The 16881-nt window shown below is 40.1% G+C and carries 16 protein-coding genes and 1 riboswitch; of the genes, 11 read left to right on the top strand and 5 right to left on the bottom strand.

Features of this window, described 5'->3' with window-relative positions; translation table 11 throughout:
• Positions 1 to 13: 13 nt before the first annotated feature.
• From gmk to VB118_02420, 3 genes are read right to left on the bottom strand one after another with little or no spacing between them, the layout of a single operon-like run.
• Positions 14 to 673 carry a guanylate kinase gene (gmk, locus tag VB118_02430; protein MEA4831460.1) on the bottom strand — a complete coding sequence of 220 codons (660 nt, stop codon included), beginning with the start codon at positions 671 to 673 and terminating at the stop codon, positions 14 to 16.
• Complete coding sequence (locus VB118_02425) at positions 651 to 929, bottom strand: DUF370 domain-containing protein (protein ID MEA4831459.1); 279 nt, start codon at positions 927 to 929, stop codon at positions 651 to 653. Before VB118_02425 ends, gmk begins: the two co-directional genes overlap by 23 nt.
• 32 nt (positions 930 to 961) lie before the next feature.
• Complete coding sequence (locus VB118_02420) at positions 962 to 1888, bottom strand: YicC/YloC family endoribonuclease (GenBank protein ID MEA4831458.1); 927 nt, start codon at positions 1886 to 1888, stop codon at positions 962 to 964.
• 380 nt (positions 1889 to 2268) lie between these two features.
• Here VB118_02420 and VB118_02415 point away from each other — a divergent pair, with 380 nt between their 5' ends.
• From VB118_02415 to VB118_02380, 8 genes are all read left to right on the top strand, one after another.
• On the top strand, positions 2269 to 3036 hold the full coding sequence (locus VB118_02415; GenBank protein MEA4831457.1) for a sugar phosphate isomerase/epimerase: 768 nt from the start codon (positions 2269 to 2271) through the stop codon (positions 3034 to 3036).
• Entirely contained in the window at positions 3033 to 3956 is a 924-nt protein-coding gene (locus tag VB118_02410; protein MEA4831456.1) for a ComEC/Rec2 family competence protein, read from the top strand. The genes VB118_02415 and VB118_02410 overlap by 4 nt, the downstream gene beginning before the upstream one ends.
• Before the next feature lie 112 nt (positions 3957 to 4068).
• Positions 4069 to 4156: riboswitch (cyclic di-GMP riboswitch) on the top strand.
• A 174-nt stretch (positions 4157 to 4330) separates the two neighbouring features.
• Entirely contained in the window at positions 4331 to 4906 is a 576-nt protein-coding gene (locus VB118_02405) for a hypothetical protein (protein ID MEA4831455.1), read from the top strand.
• Between the two features lie 42 nt (positions 4907 to 4948).
• Positions 4949 to 5464 carry a signal peptidase I gene (locus VB118_02400; GenBank protein MEA4831454.1) on the top strand — a complete coding sequence of 172 codons (516 nt, stop codon included), beginning with the start codon at positions 4949 to 4951 and terminating at the stop codon, positions 5462 to 5464.
• Between the two features lie 13 nt (positions 5465 to 5477).
• On the top strand, positions 5478 to 6530 hold the full coding sequence (locus VB118_02395) for a hypothetical protein (protein MEA4831453.1): 1053 nt from the start codon (positions 5478 to 5480) through the stop codon (positions 6528 to 6530).
• Entirely contained in the window at positions 6530 to 7951 is a 1422-nt protein-coding gene (locus VB118_02390; GenBank protein MEA4831452.1) for a S26 family signal peptidase, read from the top strand. Before VB118_02395 ends, VB118_02390 begins: the two co-directional genes overlap by 1 nt.
• A gap of 296 nt (positions 7952 to 8247) precedes the next feature.
• On the top strand, positions 8248 to 8829 hold the full coding sequence (locus tag VB118_02385; GenBank protein MEA4831451.1) for a hypothetical protein: 582 nt from the start codon (positions 8248 to 8250) through the stop codon (positions 8827 to 8829).
• Between the two features lie 163 nt (positions 8830 to 8992).
• Positions 8993 to 11095 carry a beta-propeller domain-containing protein gene (locus VB118_02380; GenBank protein MEA4831450.1) on the top strand — a complete coding sequence of 701 codons (2103 nt, stop codon included), beginning with the start codon at positions 8993 to 8995 and terminating at the stop codon, positions 11093 to 11095.
• A gap of 642 nt (positions 11096 to 11737) precedes the next feature.
• Here VB118_02380 and VB118_02375 read toward each other — a convergent pair.
• Together VB118_02375 and efp are read right to left on the bottom strand one after the other, a co-directional pair.
• On the bottom strand, positions 11738 to 12148 hold the full coding sequence (locus VB118_02375; protein ID MEA4831449.1) for a hypothetical protein: 411 nt from the start codon (positions 12146 to 12148) through the stop codon (positions 11738 to 11740).
• 22 nt (positions 12149 to 12170) lie between these two features.
• Positions 12171 to 12728, bottom strand: a complete 558-nt coding sequence (gene efp / locus VB118_02370; protein ID MEA4831448.1) for an elongation factor P — start codon at positions 12726 to 12728, stop codon at positions 12171 to 12173.
• Positions 12729 to 12924: 196 nt separating this feature from the next.
• Here efp and VB118_02365 point away from each other — a divergent pair, with 196 nt between their 5' ends.
• The 3 genes from VB118_02365 to VB118_02355 all read left to right on the top strand — a co-directional run bounded on the left by VB118_02365 (position 12925) and on the right by VB118_02355 (position 16424).
• On the top strand, positions 12925 to 13302 hold the full coding sequence (locus VB118_02365; protein MEA4831447.1) for a YlmC/YmxH family sporulation protein: 378 nt from the start codon (positions 12925 to 12927) through the stop codon (positions 13300 to 13302).
• 161 nt (positions 13303 to 13463) lie between these two features.
• Positions 13464 to 14780: an S-layer homology domain-containing protein gene (locus VB118_02360; GenBank protein MEA4831446.1), complete on the top strand. Its 1317-nt coding sequence runs from the start codon at positions 13464 to 13466 to the stop codon at positions 14778 to 14780.
• A 738-nt stretch (positions 14781 to 15518) separates the two neighbouring features.
• Positions 15519 to 16424, top strand: a complete 906-nt coding sequence (locus VB118_02355) for a hypothetical protein (protein MEA4831445.1) — start codon at positions 15519 to 15521, stop codon at positions 16422 to 16424.
• The last annotated feature ends 457 nt before the right edge of the window (positions 16425 to 16881 follow it).

The raw sequence follows: 16881 nt of genomic DNA, 5'->3' as shown, positions 1-16881 counted from the left end.
TTTTTATGTCCTTTTAATTTTTAAAAAAATTATTTATATATTCGTCAAATGACGGACAAAGTGTATCTTCTTCGATATAATCAAGCTTCGATTCGTGATGATAATCGCTGCATAATTCAAAAATCGTTTCGGCTGCATCCTTTGCGCGGCTGTCGTGATTGATAACTATATAATCGTAAAGAAAAGCGCTGTGCGCTTCTTTTTTCGCTGTTTCAAGGCGCTTTGTTATGGAAGCTTCGGTCTCGGTCATACGGCCCTTCAGACGTTCTTCAAGAGAAGTAAAGGTTGGCGGGGAAAGAAAAACGGATATCAGATCATTTTTATCTATCAGCCGCATTATCTGAGCGGCGCCGTCGGTTTCAATTTCAAGAATGATTGTATATCCCTCGCCGATTTTTTCATAAAGCATCTTTTTGGGGGTTCCATAGAAATTTCCGCAATATTCGGTATATTCGACCAGCTCTCCGTTCTTTATCGCCTCGGTGAATCGTTCGCGTGTGACGAAATAGTAATTTACGCCTTCTTTTTCTCCATCACGCGGAGCGCGCGTCGTAAGAGATACAGAATACTGAAAGTTATTATGCTTCTCCATCAGAAGTCTTATAACCGTTCCTTTTCCGCTTCCGGCGCATCCGGATATTATCAGAATTTTACCCTTTTTGTTCTGCTTCATCCTCATCCTCCGCATTGTCCGCGTCTCCGCACAGACGGTTTGATATTGTTTCCGGTTGTATCGCGGAAAGTATGATATGCTCGCTGTCCGTGAAAATCACTGAACGAGTCCTGCGTCCGCAGGTAACATCTATGGCGCGGCCTGAGTCTTTGGCATCCTGTACAAGTCTTTTAACAGGAGCCGAATCAGGACTTACAAGACAGACGACACGAGCGGAGGAAACCATATTTCCAAAGCCGATATTGACCATTTTCATAGAATTATCCCGACCTTTGCTTTAATATGAATTTATTCGATATTTTGTATCTGCTCGCGTATCTTTTCTATAATGCTTTTAACGTCTATGACAAGACGCGTTATTTCAAGCATGTTGCATTTTGAACCGATAGTGTTTATTTCGCGGTTCATTTCCTGCACAAGAAAATCAAGCTTTTTGCCGACAGGCTCATTTTCTGTTTTTAATATAGATATGAACTGCGCAATATGGCTTTTTAATCTGGTGATTTCTTCGTCGGCAGAAACCCGGTCGGCGAAGACCGCGGCCTCGGTAACTATCCGCGACTGATCAATCTGACGGCTTTCAAGAAGCTCGGAAAGCTTTGCGAAAAGCCTGTCATAATATGACTTTACCGATTCTGGGTATAGCTTTTCTATTGTCAAAACATCCTCTTCAAGTTCGGAAAGCTTTGATAAAATATCCTTATAGAGTCTTTGCCCTTCAAAAACGCGCATTCCGACGAAAGAATCAATGGCGTCGGAAACTGCTGGTTCTATTAATAAGAAGAGGTTTTCTTCGTTTTCAGGCGCGGCGGTTTGTGTAAAAATGTCTGAATATCTTGCGATAGTAGAAACTGAAATATCGTCCTTTACTCCCTCAAGCGCAGCGATTTTTTTAAGAGCCGCAACATATTGGCGCAGAAGAGATTCGTCTAGAGTAACAAGCGTGTCGGAAGATTCAGTACGGGTTATATTAAGATAAGCATCGATTTTTCCCCGTGCGATTTTTGATGAAATAAGCTTCTTTATCTTGTCTTCCGCGAAAGAATATGTGCGCGGCAGATGAAGGGAGGTATCGAGAAATCGATTGTTCACGCTCTTTAATTCGAACGAAATTTCTGACGAGTCGGTTTTTACTACGGATTTACCGTAGCCTGTCATGCTTTTCGGCATATTATATCCGTCCCCGGAGGAAATTATATATTGCGCCGCTTGCATCCGCGTTTCCTCCGAAGCGCGAAACGGCTATAGTAACTTATTATGTCATTATATAACAATATGATATAAAAGTCAATATTGAAATACGCAAAGAGAAGTGATATAATAAAATTCCGATAGATTTTGGAAATTTGTTGTACTTCTTATAATATGTACCATTAATTTATAATATACTTAGGTTATGGTGGTTTATAAAACGCATTTAAGCGGTAACTATTTATATACCGAGTCAATAAGCATAAATACCTGCAGGCAGGATAAGGCGGTTTTCTATTCAACAGTCTTTATTTATTGCCACTTTTTGAGTAAAAATATGGTTTTCATATAAATCAAATATTATTATTTTCTATTAAATAAACGATTATATAAGAGGTTTACAAATGAAAATGCAGATCGGAGCTCAGCTGTATACGGTTAGAGATTTTTGCAGAGATCTGGATGGTTTCGAGTCCACGTTGGCACAGCTTTCCTCAATGGGGTTCAGATCCGTTCAGGTTTCGGGGACATGTGCTTATCAACCGGAATGGCTCGCGGAAAAGCTTGACAAATTTTCGCTGATATGCCCGCTTACACATTTCAATACAGACAGAATATTGTCCGAAACAGACGCGGTGATTGACGCTCACAGGAAGTTTGGATGCAAAAACATTGGAATTGGCGGTATGCCGGACGAATTTCGCGGAGCTTCAGACGGAGCAAAGCGTTTCTCCGATAAGTTCATGCCTGCCGCAAAGCGGATGAACGAACGCGGGGGAAAGCTTATGTATCATAATCATGCTTTTGAATTTCAGAAATTCGACGGCAAAACTGTACTGGAGAAAATTTCCGAGTTGTTTCCAAACGACCTTTTGAATTTTACGCTAGATACTTATTGGGTCCAGGCCGGCGGAGGCGACGCCGTCGAATGGTTGAAAAAGCTGTCGGGAAGAACTGAATGCATACATTTAAAGGATATGGCATATGACGGAAAAAGCGCGGTTTATGCTCCTGTTTATGAAGGAAACATGAATTATGATGCGATAATATCAACCGCAGATTCACTCGGAGTCAAGCATGCTTTCATCGAACAGGACGAATGCTACGGAGTCGATCCTTTCAAATGCCTGGAAAAGAGTCTTAACAATATAATGAAAGCAAACATCAGATGAGCAGAAAAAAAACCGTAAAGGCCGGTGTAAAGGCCTGGTATTTTGTTATCACCGCTGCGCTTATAATTACGGCGCTTCTTTTCAGTGAAAATTTAATACCGACGTGTCTTTTCTGCGGCAATTCAGGAGTAACCCGTGACCCTTTATCTTCGAGTACTGATGAGGAAATACTCCGCGTAACATTTATTGATGTCGGGCAGGCCGATTCCATTCTTGTCGAATGCGGTGAGAGTGTGATGCTGGTTGACGGCGGTAATAAAAACGACGGAGACACCGTAGTTTCGGTTCTGAAAAAGCACGGTATAGACAACATAAATTATATGGTCGCGACACATCCTCACGAAGATCATGTGGGCGGGCTTTCGGGAGTTCTCAATTATGCGACGGTAAAAAAGGCATATTGTTCGTATAATGAATATGATTCTTCTGCTTTCCGCAATTTTAAAAAATACCTAGATAAACAAAGCCTTGAAATCACTTTGCCTGTATGCGGAACCGTTTTTTATCTCGGAAAAGCAAAAGTGACGATTATAGGACCGCAAAGGCTTTACGATTCCGTGAACGACAATTCAATCGTATTGAAGCTGGAATACGGAGACACATCTTTTCTTCTGATGGGAGACGCGGGAAACGACGCTGAAAAAGACTTGATTGAATCCGGGTATGATCTCTCAGCCGATGTGCTGAAGATCGGGCATCATGGCAGCAGCGATGCGACCTCGTATGTCTTTCTGAAAGAAGTCATGCCGGATATTGCTGTCATATCATGCGGAAAAAACAACGATTACGGGCATCCGAGCGAATCAACATTGTCTAGGCTCGCGGATGCACAGGCAAAGGTTTATTTAACTCAAAATGACGGCGATATTATTATTGAAAGCGACGGAACATTGTTAAATGTTATGCTCCGAAAAAACTGAAACGTATCTATACATAAAAAAGCCATAAATAAATTAAAAAATATTAAAAAAAGTATTGACATGATTACCGGAGTATGCTATTATTTCCTTAGACGGAAGTATATTCCGAAAATTGAATATTTGGCAAAGTCGATAAAAGTCGACGGCGCAAAGCTATAGGGTCTAAGGCATATTGCATGCTATGACAGCCAGTTGCAATTGTTCATTTGTTTGGTTCACACTTGAATGAATAATTATAGCTCCGGCTTGTCTGTACGACTTTGTCCGGAGCTTTTATTTGCGAAATGTCAAATATTGTTCTAATTTGTCACATTTGCCACACATGCCACGCCAATTACAATACGCTTAATGCGTAAAAACCGAAGGAGAACAAGATGAAAAAGACAGTATTAATTTCCGCACTCGTATTCTTTATAGTTGCGAGCCTTGTATCCGGATCACTAGCAATTTATCAGGCTTCCATCGACAATGTAGGCACGGGAGCATTTGAAGCTGCGAAATTTGTTATCACAAGCACGAAAAACGGAGACCTTTATTCAAGAAGCCTCAATATGGCGCCCGGCGATGCACAATCTGTAACATTCACGATTAATAATTTTAACGGCGATGATGTTACGGAAACAAATATGAAACTTAATATCGACGTCGAGCTGAATACGGGCATAGCACCAATTTCAATGAAGCTATATAAAGGGACAGGAGCCGATAAAACTGAAATAAGTTCAGCTGCAAATACCAGCAAGGACGGAAATAAAACCAAGATCAACTATGACAGCATAAATGCCGTTTTGCTCGCAAATCAAAAGGCTTCTCAAACATATACGCTTGAATTTACATGGCCGTCAAGCAATGATTCAAGCGATACCCAGTACCAGGGTATGAGCGCGGCGTTCTCCATCAAAGCCACCGGAACTCAAGTTCTGGATACCACTGACAACAGTGTTAAGTAATATTTAATATAATTTATATTAATATACTATAAATACCACAAAATGAATAACCAAAGAAAATTGACAACGGCTGAGGAGCTTAAAGACTTGCGTCTGGAGCTCCTCAGAGCAAAATCTCCCGAATATGCGGGAGAGATACGCCGCAAAGCCGTAAAGCGCATGTTACAGAATTTCGCCTTCGCGCTCGTCATGGTTTTTCTTGCAGGTATTCTCGCACAGATCATATACGTTAAGCGCACCGGGGCTGCGCCCAGCGTGTTCGATTTTTATATCTACAGAATAGAAACGCCGAGTATGGATCCTACATTGCCTGTCGGGAGCATCATTATTTCTCACAGGCCGTCGGGTTTAAAGGCTATAAAAATTGGCACCGTCGTCACATTTATAACTGCTGGCGGCGAACGTGTGACTCATCGAATCGTAGACGTTGTAAAAGACGATACGGGCAGGATGTGTTATCGAACAAAGGGCGACAATCCCATAAACTCCGTTGATCTTAAAATGCTTTACTACTCAAATATAGAGGCGGTACTGCTGTTTAAGATCCCGATGCTGTGATTGGAGATTGCCTATGTCAGAACGCCATGAAATACCGGCTCAAAAAGCCGATGAAATAATTGTTCTCGAGCACGTATGTTCACAGGAACAGGTTACAGATGAAAACGGTGTATTAATTCCGCTTTTAAATGATATAACTTTTTCCATGAAATCAGGCGAAATATGGGGGATCGGTTCTTCCGCAATAGCGGAAGCTGATGTCCTCACCCGTATAATCGGAAATACATGTGCATACTACAGCGGACGCTGTAAAATCGGCAGGATCGGCTCTATTCAAAAAAAGCGCCGATTGCTGCCGCATATTTTTAATATTGATACGCCTGAAATGATGATAGATAATATCAATCTTCTCGAACAGCTTTTATTGTCAACGATGAATATTAATCTTGCTGACAAGTTAACTCGGGACAATGAAAAGCAAGTAATTAAAGTAAAGCATAATAAAAAGCGGAATATGCTTGATGATATCGTACGAGAGGAAGAAATGATCTCATTTTTGGATTCATTCGGCCTTTCAAAATATACTCTTGTAAAAATTGGTCAGTTGCTTCCGCAGGAAAAACTGATGGCGGAGCTTCTTATAGCTGCCTTGTCAGAATCAGATATTATTGTATTCAACATTCTTGATTATCAGTTTAATCAGGAACAGATTGAATTGCTTAAAAATATCTGCAGTTTCGCGAAAGCAGAGAAAAAGGCAATTCTGATTGCTACCGCGCAGCCCAAGCTAATAGGTATGGTTTGCGATCATGTCGTGTTTATCAACAAAGGAAAGCTAAAGTTTTCCGGAAGTGTCGACGATTTATGCAGACACGCGGATAAAGTCACATTTGTCTTGAAATCCTCGGAAGCAGCGGAAACAGCTCAAAAAATTGAAGCTCTGATGCCGAAATGGAAATGCGATATTTCATCTGACAATATATATATATTCAATTATTCGTCAAAAGAAAACGATCCTGCATCCTTTTATCGTTTTCTCGCGGATAACGGAATATACCCTGATAGTATTAAGCTCAATCGGGGACGCGTTGAAAATTCGTTTATTGAATTGATGAGAACCGAATAATGATATATACAAAAAAACACCTTGATTCACTTCTGAGCTGCTCTTATATTGAACGTGAGCTCGGAAAAAGACAGCTGATGTATATAAGTGTTTTTTTGGGCATAGTGACAATAGCTCTGCATTCGCTCCTGGAAACTGTGTCGGAAAGCGTTATAACAGAAATATTTCCTCAGATAATGCTTCCGAGCTATTACACGATAGCCTTTAAATACAACCTTATAGCATATGTTTTTTTCTTTATACTGTTTATGTATAAATACAATTCGTTGACTTTTGCCCAGATAAATAAAAACAAATGGTATCTGCTTAAGAAGATGAATCACAGCATAGATTCGATGATTATTTTAAAAATAATAAATACGACCTTGACTGTTGCCACAATATATACTCTCGGATTTATTGTTACGATGGTGATGGCATTATTATTTAAATACACGTTTATTCTGGGATATTTATTATCATTATATATTGTAGGGCTTATCGATATACTTATGCTTGTATGGAGCGCGATGTTTATTTCGCTTTTTATAAAGAAAAGACGGTTTGCCGTACTGTGCATGATATGCTTTGAAGCAGCTATGATTTTGCTTCAGAATCTAACGGGGTATTCACAGCTGATCAAAGACAGATACCTGATGACTTTTACGGGTAATCTTTTTGATATAAAAATTTCTTCCTATACTTTTATTATTTGTACTTTGCTTGTCGGCACAACAACGGCATCCTGTATATTTGCCAAAAATCATTCAGCGTTTTATTTTAATTCCAATTCGCACGAGGCTGAAAACGCGGCAATGCGAGATTATAAAACAAATAAGCTTACGCTCAATGATAAAAATAAATCGTCATCATTTATCGGAAAATCGTTTTCAATTTTATTAAAAACAATATTAATGATATTAATTGCGGTTTCTATCGGAGGAAATGTTTTTATATTGGTGCTTGCCATGGGTTCATCGACAAAAGAATTTTCTATCGGCGGATATATTCCGTATATAGTTCAGTCAACATCAATGGAAAATTCTATATATAAAAATGATCTTGTTCTGTTTAAACGGGTTGATACCTCCAGTCCGATAGAAATCGGATCGGTTGTGATATTCCGCGAGGAGGGAACAGTTTATATCGAGCAGGTGACCGGCTGTGACAAAAACATATATACTGTTGATATAACAAATTATCCGGAATTCGTGACAGATAAATTAATGGAAAAGGAAGTATATCGCGATAAGATATACGGAATTTTGTATAAAACGAACAGATGGATCGGAGCGTTTGTATTATTTGCAAATACGTTCTTTGGCAGAATACTGCTTTTCGTAATACCTGTTTTATTGATATTTTTCAGCAAACAGCTTGCGGAGTTTATTAAAAGGTTTTTCACTCAGAATAATGGCAAGACAGAAAAGCAAATTATATGAACGAGCGATTCTCTCGAAGTTAAACAAAATCATTAATATATGATTATAATTAAACGGCAATTATTAAAACGGCATTTAAATCAGCCTTGTTTAATAATAGAAAAAAGCCCATATGTAAGAACCTTTTCTCTATAACGGCAGTTATTTAAATGCCGAGTTAATAAATAATCCTTGTCTTATAAGAAAAAATACATATACCAGAATCTTATCTCTTTGAGTAGTAATTACTTAATTACCGAGTTAATAAATCCATAAGAACATTATTTTATTGACGCTAAACAGCAGAAAGGGATATATTGAAAAAGCTTTTAATAATAATGCTTTTATCGGCGATTAGCATTGTTCTTGTGACAAATAGCGGGGCGATTTTTCAATCGGCTGTGGATATCGGCGGCAGCACATTTGCGGCAGATGTCCCAGTTGAAACAAAGCCGCCGGAAGCAGCGCATTATGACAGAATAATGTATCAATATGATTCGCTTGAAAGCGATTTAAATATTATTATGGGATCGTTCTCGTCTTACCTTGCTTCGGTGCCGAACAGTGGAATACCGAATATGGGAACCTATTTTACTCCCAATATGGTAAATTCACCGCAAAACGATACGAATAACCGGCTTAAACGAACATTTGCCTGCGGTTATTATGATTATGTCAATCAGCCCGATTATCAGGGAAGCCCTTCAAAATATATTGATTTCAAGATATTTCTGACTGATAACAGAATACAATATAATTATGATCCGGATGTAGATTGCAGATATTCCGTAAGCATGGTATATATCAAATACAGATGTAAGGACGCAAAAGGGAAAAACATTGAGGTTCAGGGGATATTAACAAGCACAGGTACATTTATTTCCGGAAACCATTATTGAATCAAGCTTACCAAAAGACCGCCGTCGGCGGTCTTTTCAATCTTTTTAATATCAATAATATTCGAGAATTTCAGGAACTTTTTAACTTATGATATGTCTAATAGGCAAACCATAAAATATTATGGAAGAATATCTGACATTTAATTTAAGAATGGGGCAATTTATGAAAAAGAATCTTTTTAAACGGTTTCTAACGCCTTTGGCATTGATGCTTTCTCTTGTTATGCTTATAACAAGCTGCTCAAATGTTGCGAATGGGATTATTCCCGGAATATCAGGGCAGAAAACAGAAAAAACAAACGAGACAAATATCCCAAGCAGTAATGCAAAGGACAATGAAGATACCTTCAAGGAAGTTGCTCTCCCGACATCCAAGGACGGAGCTATGGCCACTTTTACTTCACTTGATCAGTTTAAATCCTTCCTGCTCGCAGGCTTGAACGCAAACGGTTCACCTGTGACAGAGAGAACAGACGGGGCGGCAGTTGATAGCAAAGAAGCGGCGGCAGAATCTCCGGCGTCTCCTCAGGCGGGCGGCAATGACAGTGTCAGCCATGGCGAAACCAATGTCCAGGTTAAAGGTATCGACGAAGCGGACATTATCAAGAACGATGGCAAATATATCTATATTCTATCTCAGAACTCCGGCAGTATTTCAATTGTTGATGCATATCCCGCGGGCAGCATGAAGGTACTGTCGAAGATAAGCACAAGCGCTGACAACAAGTATTACTATTCTATGTTTGTTCAGGGCGATAAGCTTATACTTCTTTACAACGAATATCAAAATCCCGTAGCTAATGATACACCCGCAGAAAAGGGAACAGCAGTCGATGCGGCTGAGCCGGCAAAATCGGCGCTCTCAAGTGCAAAAATGGCTTCCGATATGTGTATTATGCCTATCGGACGCAGTCTTACGGGGATTGATATATATGACATATCCGACCGCACAGCGCCCAAGCTTAGCCGCAGCGTTAAGATGGAAGGCGGATATGTGAACTCCCGCGTCAAGGACGGCGTGATCTACCTTATTACAAGCAAATACAACAATTTATGCTATATGACACGCGAAAATGCGGCGCAGCTTAAGGATACGGATGTCCTGCCGGTTTACTTTGATTCGATCAAAGGCGCAGATGCAATCGTAATACCCGCGACGGACATAGCTTTCGCTCCGTGCGACAACTATGAATATAACTCCGGCATCACACTCATAACAGCTCTAGAGCTTGATTCTGAAGACGCACCGTCCGTCACTTCCTATGTGGGGAACAGCTATGGCACAGTATACATGAGTGAAGAAAATATCTACATCACTCAACAGACCTGGGCCAACGATAAAACCTACACAACCGTCCATAAATTCGGTGTTGACAAAACTGATGTTAAATACCTGGCCACAGGCAGCGTTGAGGGATATCCCCTTAATCAATTTTCGGCCGATGAATATAACGGCTATTTCCGTATAGCAACCACAGATTGGAATTCCGGCAACAGTCTTTATGTTCTTGATAAAGATATGAAGGTCGTCGGTTCAGTTACAGGCCTTGCAAAAGGCGAGCAGATTAAATCCGCACGTTTTTCCGGAAACACCGCATATATGGTTACCTTTGAGACAACTGATCCGCTTTATGTTGTGGATTTGACAAACCCATCCAAGCCGGTCATAAAAGGCGAACTCAAGCTCCCTGGATTTTCCTCTTATCTGCATCCCGTAGGCGACAATCTTATTATCGGAGTGGGACAGAGTACGGCAGAGCAGTTTTACCGTGACGAAAAAGGCAACGAGATTGTAACGGGCTTTATTAATACAGGACTCAAGGCGTCCCTCTTCGACGTATCTGATCCCGAAAATCCTAAGGAAATATCCTCCCTCAAGCTGGGCGGAATGGGCAGCTGGGCAGACTTCCTGTATGATCACAAGGGCTTTATCGATATAACTGATAAATCAATGTTCGCGGTGCGCGGCACGTTTACTCCCAACGACTCTACTAATTACGCCTACGAGGCTGCCGCAAAGCTTGTGAGTTATTCCAGACAGGACGGACTCAAGCTTGTAAGCTCCTTCAAGGGTGAGGACAGCTATGATACAGGCAACAGAATTACCTATATCGGCGACACGCTTTATCACTTTACCGGCAGAGAACTGGTCGCGTATTCATTCGACGGTCTTGTGAAACAAGGCTCCGTTGAATACAGCAGTTATGTAGTAAACGATCAGGTCTACGACGGCGTGACAGAGCCTGCTGAAAAACCTTATAAATAAATTCTACTGATTAAAGCTGCATAAAAATATAACTTTGCCGTGCATTCAAACCCTTATAGTGTATTTTGAAATGTGGATAAATAATTATTTTTTGCCGTTTTAATGTAAATGCTGCTAGTAAGCGTTATTGCTTGTTAGCAGCATTATTTTTACTGGTAAAAGCCATTCGGTATAATAATGCTATTATTTTCACACTCAGAAATCATTAAACAGGATAAACCATGGTAATTATTTATATTTTTTTTTCAAGCTCGCATAGGGTGCATACTTTTCTACTACAGCTTTTAAGCTTGCCAAATCTTTTTACTTTATCATATATCGGGATTGACTGTATCCAAGCTAATTCTCTCGCTATTTCGTTATCCTCACTGCTGCAGTTACAATAGACATATTAAAATACCCCATTTTATCAAAGTAAGCGGGCCCTGCTTCTGGTATTATTATAGAAAATACACTTATAGAAATCAAGAACTTTACAAGTGATATGAATAAACCGCAGGTTTAATTATTCTATTAATGCGTTATTCGCAATATAAAAAAATTCCTGAAGCATTGACATAGATATTTAATCACACAAAAAGAAAGACCGCACAGCCTTTAAGCTGCGCGATCCTTGTTAGCATTTGTTGTAATCAAACTATGTTATTTATCAACAGTGTCAGAGAATTCGCAATGACAAGCCGGGCAAATCACTCTGGAAGGATCAATGCTGTCGTCAAGAACTACGGTTTCTCCGCAGGAAGGACATTTGACTTCGAAAAACTCTCCGAAATCGTCCTCGTCGTCATTGTCCTCGTCCTCGTCCTCGTCATCTTCTTCACAGCAGCCGTCGCATTCGTAAAAATCATCTTCGATGGAGGCAAGATCATCATCAAGCTCGTCCACATAATCGGAAAGCTCTGATGTTTCGTCCTTGAGATCAGTGATTTCCGAAGCTATTTCCTCAAGAATATCAGATATGACATTGATGATTTTTCCTTCAGAAGTGGAGTCGTCGATTTTAAGCCCGACGATAAGCCCCTTGAGGTAAGAAACTTTTTCGTTGATGGTCATATTATTATCCTTTCTGCACGGTTTATGCTCTTTCAAGATATTCGCCGGTTCTTGTGTCGATTTTTACTGTGTCGCCTTCATTTATAAAGAACGGAACTCTGATTTGCGCGCCTGTTTCAAGAGTCGCTGGTTTTGAACCTCCGGTGGCGGTATCGCCGCGTATGCCGGGCTCAGTCTCGCTAATTTTAAGTGTGACGAACATGGGCGGCTCAATGCCGTAAACGTTGCCATTATAAGAGAGAACTTTTACAACCATTTCTTCTTTGATAAATTTAAATCCTTCGCCCAGAACGTTTTTGTTTATCGGTATCTGCTCAAAGGATTCTGTATCCATGAAGTAATAAAGATCGCCGTCGTTATAAAGATACTGCATTTCTTTGCGGTCAATATAAGCCGGCGGATATTTATCGCTGGGGTTAAAGGTCTTTTCCAAAACGGTTCCGCTGATTACATTGCGAAGCTTCGTGCGAACAAAAGCGGCGCCTTTACCCGGTTTGACATGTTGAAATTCGATGACCTGCATCACGTTTCCGTCCATTTCAAATGTCACGCCGTTTCTGAAATCGCCTGCTACTACCATATAGTATATCCTCCCGTGCTGTAAAAAATCATAAACAACACATTTATAATCATTTGATTTGCGAGCCCGCATGAGGCAAACGCATATTACAAGAATATTATAATACACAATACGAATATTATCAAGATATATTTTATCAAAACGCAAAAATTTCACTAAAAAAGTCATAAAAAGCCCAATATCAGAATAATATTTTATGAATATAAAAATAACGGGAATCGGAGATGTAATTGATATGAACGAACAGAATAAACTGCCTATGGAATGCTTTAATATACCGCTTTGCAGCATAAGAGAAATGATGGATAAACAAGTCGTAAACGTATGCGACGGGCTGATACTGGGATATATTGATGATTTTATAATTGACAAATGCATCGGACGGCTTGTGGCTGTGACTGTACCGTGCGGTGGAGCGGGAATATTCTGCCTTCCGACTAAAAATAGACTGCGGATATCATGGGAGCAGATAGAAAAAATCGGAGATGATGTAATTCTTGTGAGAGTTGACGTGAAGAAAGCAGCAGAATGTATCGAACACAGAAAAAAATGCAAAGAACACGAATGCGGTTAAAAAAATACTATATTATTGGAATTACTATCATATTTTGTATTTGTATATGTATGAAAATTCCGAAAAGGGAAAAAATATGAGCGATATAACGACGGAATCAGAAGCCGCCTTATAATGCAACACATAAAATATACTGCCGCATAAGCGGTCGGGAGGTCGACATGAAAAGATTATTGCTTGCGGTGCTGGCTGCCGCATTAATTCTTGTATCAGCCGGGACTGTATACGCATCCGCATATACAGGAGAACTCTCATACGGAATTGAAATTCTAAGACGGAAAACATCGCTTTTAAAAAATGCGACAAGCGGAGGAACGGTGGATTTCACAGCAGGCGACTTTGCGAAGGCTCTTGGATTTTCCAATTATACGTATATAAAAATAACGGAGCTGCCTGATGTGGCGGAAGGTATATTGAAAATTGGCGGTCTTGATGTTATTGCCGGACAGACAATATCAAAAGCAAATATACCATATATGAAGTTAATTCCATCCGGAGAAAAAACCGATATCAGTTTTAAATTTTCAGATGCCAGTGGCATATCAGCTTCCGAAATTGAATGCATGGTTAGGTTTACAAACAGCGAGAATACAGCGCCGGTATGCTATGCAAAAGATTTTATGACATATAAGAATATTGCTGTTTTTGGTTCTCTCCAGGGAGTGGATGCTGATGGCGACGAATTGGAATACGAAATTATCTCAGTACCGAAGCATGGTATTCTGACCCTGTGCGATACTGAAAACGGATCGTTTGTTTACAGACCAATAGATGGCTTTATGGGCCGTGACAGTTTTAAATACACCGCTTATGACGAATACGGAAATCTTGCTGATGCGTCCACGATAACGCTGAGCGTTGAAAAAAGTTATAACAATCTGTGTTTCTCTGATATGACAAATCACTGGGCTCATTCAAATGCTATAACATTGATAAAAGAAAACATCTGTGCTTTGAAGCTCAATGAAGACGGGTATCCTGTATTCAGTCCCGAACAGCCCGTAACGCGCGGTGAATTTCTGAAAATGGCGATGAAAACTGCGGGATTGGATAAAGAGCTGAAGGAAGTTGATTATACTTCGTTTGCAGATGACGCTTCTATTCCGTATTCATTAAAGAAATATGTCTCGTATGCGTCAGCAAAGGGAATAATACTAGGCGTTGAAACAGAAGCGGGATTGATGTTTTGCCCAGAGACACCCATAACCCGCGCCGAAGCCGCGGCTATATTGAACCGTATACTCGACGTTCCTTCACCTGAATCTTCACCTGTTTTTGCGGATATGAGCGATATTCCCGCTTGGGCAACAAATTCTATGTATTCGCTGGTCGCGTGCGGCATAATCAACGGCAAAGGCGGCGGTTTGCTTGACCCTTACGGCGAGCTCACAAACGCTCAATGCGCCGTATTACTAACGAACACTATTGATTGGATGAATGTAAAAAAAACCTTCTGGCAGAAGCTTTTCGGTCTGTAAAATTTAATATTATCTATCCAGAGAGAATCGAAAATCATTTCAAACAACATTAAAATAACTAATCATAATAAAGCGGCAGATTGTTCTGCCGCTTTATTCAGTGGTGCGCCCGGCAGGCGCGTTTACTCGGAGGTGGAAGTCCGCTAGAGACATGGCAGTAGGAACTGTTATCCGAAGACAAGGGTGTCCATCGCGAGGTGGAATCTGAAGGAAGTCGGATGTGGGGAGGATAATAACCCACGGGCAAAGCCTTAGTCTGACGAACAGAAACCGCATATAAGGCATACCCTGAACGGACGAGTGTCCACACAAAACGAAGTCCAATATTGCAGAATTTCGGGGCGTAAATGCAGCAGATATACGAGGCGAAAGTGAACGAACTTACTCTGGGAGATCCCAAAGACGGAGAAATTCGTAATAACATTTTTCTCTTATAAAACAAGGATTATTTCAAAATGATAAGCAGGAGTTGCCGTTTCACTATTAATTGTAAATATGATGCTGCGTATTTTTGATATGCTTTAATGCTCCTAATAAGTAATTTTACGATCAATATTAAGCATTAAAGTTTTAATAAAGTACATCATTAATACTAAATCAATTAACATAAATATAAAAAAATTATCTCAAAAAATTCAAAAATGCATATTATGGTATTGAAATATTATATTTAATAGATTATAATATATCTGAGCAAGAAGCATGTTTGCTTATAATAATTATTTGGAGGAAGTACTGATGAAAAGAACCCTTGCACTTGTAGTTTCGATGATCTTTTTGATTTCCGCACTCGCTATTTCTGTGTCTGCAGCAGGACGTTCTAATGCTACGGTCGATATCCTTAAATTTGCAAAAGCTCCTACTATTGACGGCGTTTTGACTGAAGCGGAATGGGGCAAGCCCACGGTTTCAGTGAAATGCGCCGATATGAAGCAGGACAGCGGATGCGTATTTACAACTACCGCATCTGGCGACGGCACCTTTGTTGCCGACAATCAAAATCTTCCTATTTCATTTGATCTGTATCTCAGATGGGATAATGACAATTTCTATATGGCATTGGTCACACCGGATACCACACCGTTCAATCCCGGAGTAGGCACAGGTAATATTTGGAATGGTGACTTTTTCCAGGTTAAGTTTGACCCAAATGGTCCCGCAAAGAGCTTCAGTGCGCAAACAACAGAATGTGGTTTCGCTGTACATAAAGATGCAAAGTTCGGAGCCTGGGGATACAGCGGTCTGGAGGGCTTTGAAAACTATTTTGCAAATATAAGCACATTAAAAGCTGTTAACGACGGAGCGAAGACTACATATGAAGTAGCTATTCCGTGGGGCAAAATCGTCCCTTCGGATGCTATTGCTCAAATTAAAGCCGGCAAAGAATATGGATATGCGACAGTTCTTCTGACTGCTTCCACCGGAGATTATGAAAGCTGGCTTACATGGGGCGACGGAATTTGCAATCCGCAAGCCGATGATATCAGAGTGGGTTCAAATAAAATCGTCCTTTCGGATACAGCTGCCGTTGTTGAAGAAAAGCCTGTCGTTGTAACTCCGGAAACCGGAGATATGATGATATTTGCCGTTGCCGCTATTCTGCTTTCCGCGGGGTGCGCCTTCGTTGCGGTTAAAAGAAGATAAGTAAAATTATAATACCAGAGGCTGATGCTTTTAACCTCTATTTATCGGCTACAGTATGCTTTTTGTTCCTTCGGAATAAAATGTACTGATACTTACATATTGAGAGAATATCAAGTATATGAAAGCGCAGCCTGCAATCTCGAAAATGCTTATGAGATTGCAAGCTGCGCCTTTAAATAATTATTAAAATTACAGTTAATTATTATTTTATAAGAGAGACAGGCTTATATACCTAAGTATATTCTTTGTTAAAAACTGTAATTATTATTTCTGTCATAATATTAGAAAGCAAGTGTCTTGATATTTCCACTCATATTACATAATGCCCGCTGAACAAAAGAAAATATACAGCAAGGCAAGACAAATCGCAAGAATTATGGTATAATAAGTGCAAGGAAAATGGCCGAAACATGTTAAAAAGCTTGCACTTGGGGGCGACGAGATGTATAAATACAGC

It is taken from the genome of Oscillospiraceae bacterium, from assembly GCA_034925865.1.
Lineage (GTDB): Bacteria > Bacillota > Clostridia > Oscillospirales > SIG627 > SIG704.
This window is presented reverse-complemented; position numbering and strand designations above follow the sequence as displayed.

What these genes read in the sequence shown, in the direction of transcription:
- gmk (MEA4831460.1), bottom strand. Translation starts at nt 673, where the DNA reads ATGAAGCAGAACAAAAAGGGTAAAATTCTGATAATATCCGGATGCGCC.
- VB118_02425 (MEA4831459.1), bottom strand. Translation starts at nt 929, where the DNA reads ATGAAAATGGTCAATATCGGCTTTGGAAATATGGTTTCCTCCGCTCGT.
- VB118_02420 (MEA4831458.1), bottom strand. Translation starts at nt 1,888, where the DNA reads ATGCAAGCGGCGCAATATATAATTTCCTCCGGGGACGGATATAATATG.
- VB118_02415 (MEA4831457.1), top strand. Translation starts at nt 2,269, where the DNA reads ATGAAAATGCAGATCGGAGCTCAGCTGTATACGGTTAGAGATTTTTGC.
- VB118_02410 (MEA4831456.1), top strand. Translation starts at nt 3,033, where the DNA reads ATGAGCAGAAAAAAAACCGTAAAGGCCGGTGTAAAGGCCTGGTATTTT.
- VB118_02405 (MEA4831455.1), top strand. Translation starts at nt 4,331, where the DNA reads ATGAAAAAGACAGTATTAATTTCCGCACTCGTATTCTTTATAGTTGCG.
- VB118_02400 (MEA4831454.1), top strand. Translation starts at nt 4,949, where the DNA reads ATGAATAACCAAAGAAAATTGACAACGGCTGAGGAGCTTAAAGACTTG.
- VB118_02395 (MEA4831453.1), top strand. Translation starts at nt 5,478, where the DNA reads ATGTCAGAACGCCATGAAATACCGGCTCAAAAAGCCGATGAAATAATT.
- VB118_02390 (MEA4831452.1), top strand. Translation starts at nt 6,530, where the DNA reads ATGATATATACAAAAAAACACCTTGATTCACTTCTGAGCTGCTCTTAT.
- VB118_02380 (MEA4831450.1), top strand. Translation starts at nt 8,993, where the DNA reads ATGAAAAAGAATCTTTTTAAACGGTTTCTAACGCCTTTGGCATTGATG.
- VB118_02375 (MEA4831449.1), bottom strand. Translation starts at nt 12,148, where the DNA reads ATGACCATCAACGAAAAAGTTTCTTACCTCAAGGGGCTTATCGTCGGG.
- efp (MEA4831448.1), bottom strand. Translation starts at nt 12,728, where the DNA reads ATGGTAGTAGCAGGCGATTTCAGAAACGGCGTGACATTTGAAATGGAC.
- VB118_02365 (MEA4831447.1), top strand. Translation starts at nt 12,925, where the DNA reads ATGAATATAAAAATAACGGGAATCGGAGATGTAATTGATATGAACGAA.
- VB118_02360 (MEA4831446.1), top strand. Translation starts at nt 13,464, where the DNA reads ATGAAAAGATTATTGCTTGCGGTGCTGGCTGCCGCATTAATTCTTGTA.
- VB118_02355 (MEA4831445.1), top strand. Translation starts at nt 15,519, where the DNA reads ATGAAAAGAACCCTTGCACTTGTAGTTTCGATGATCTTTTTGATTTCC.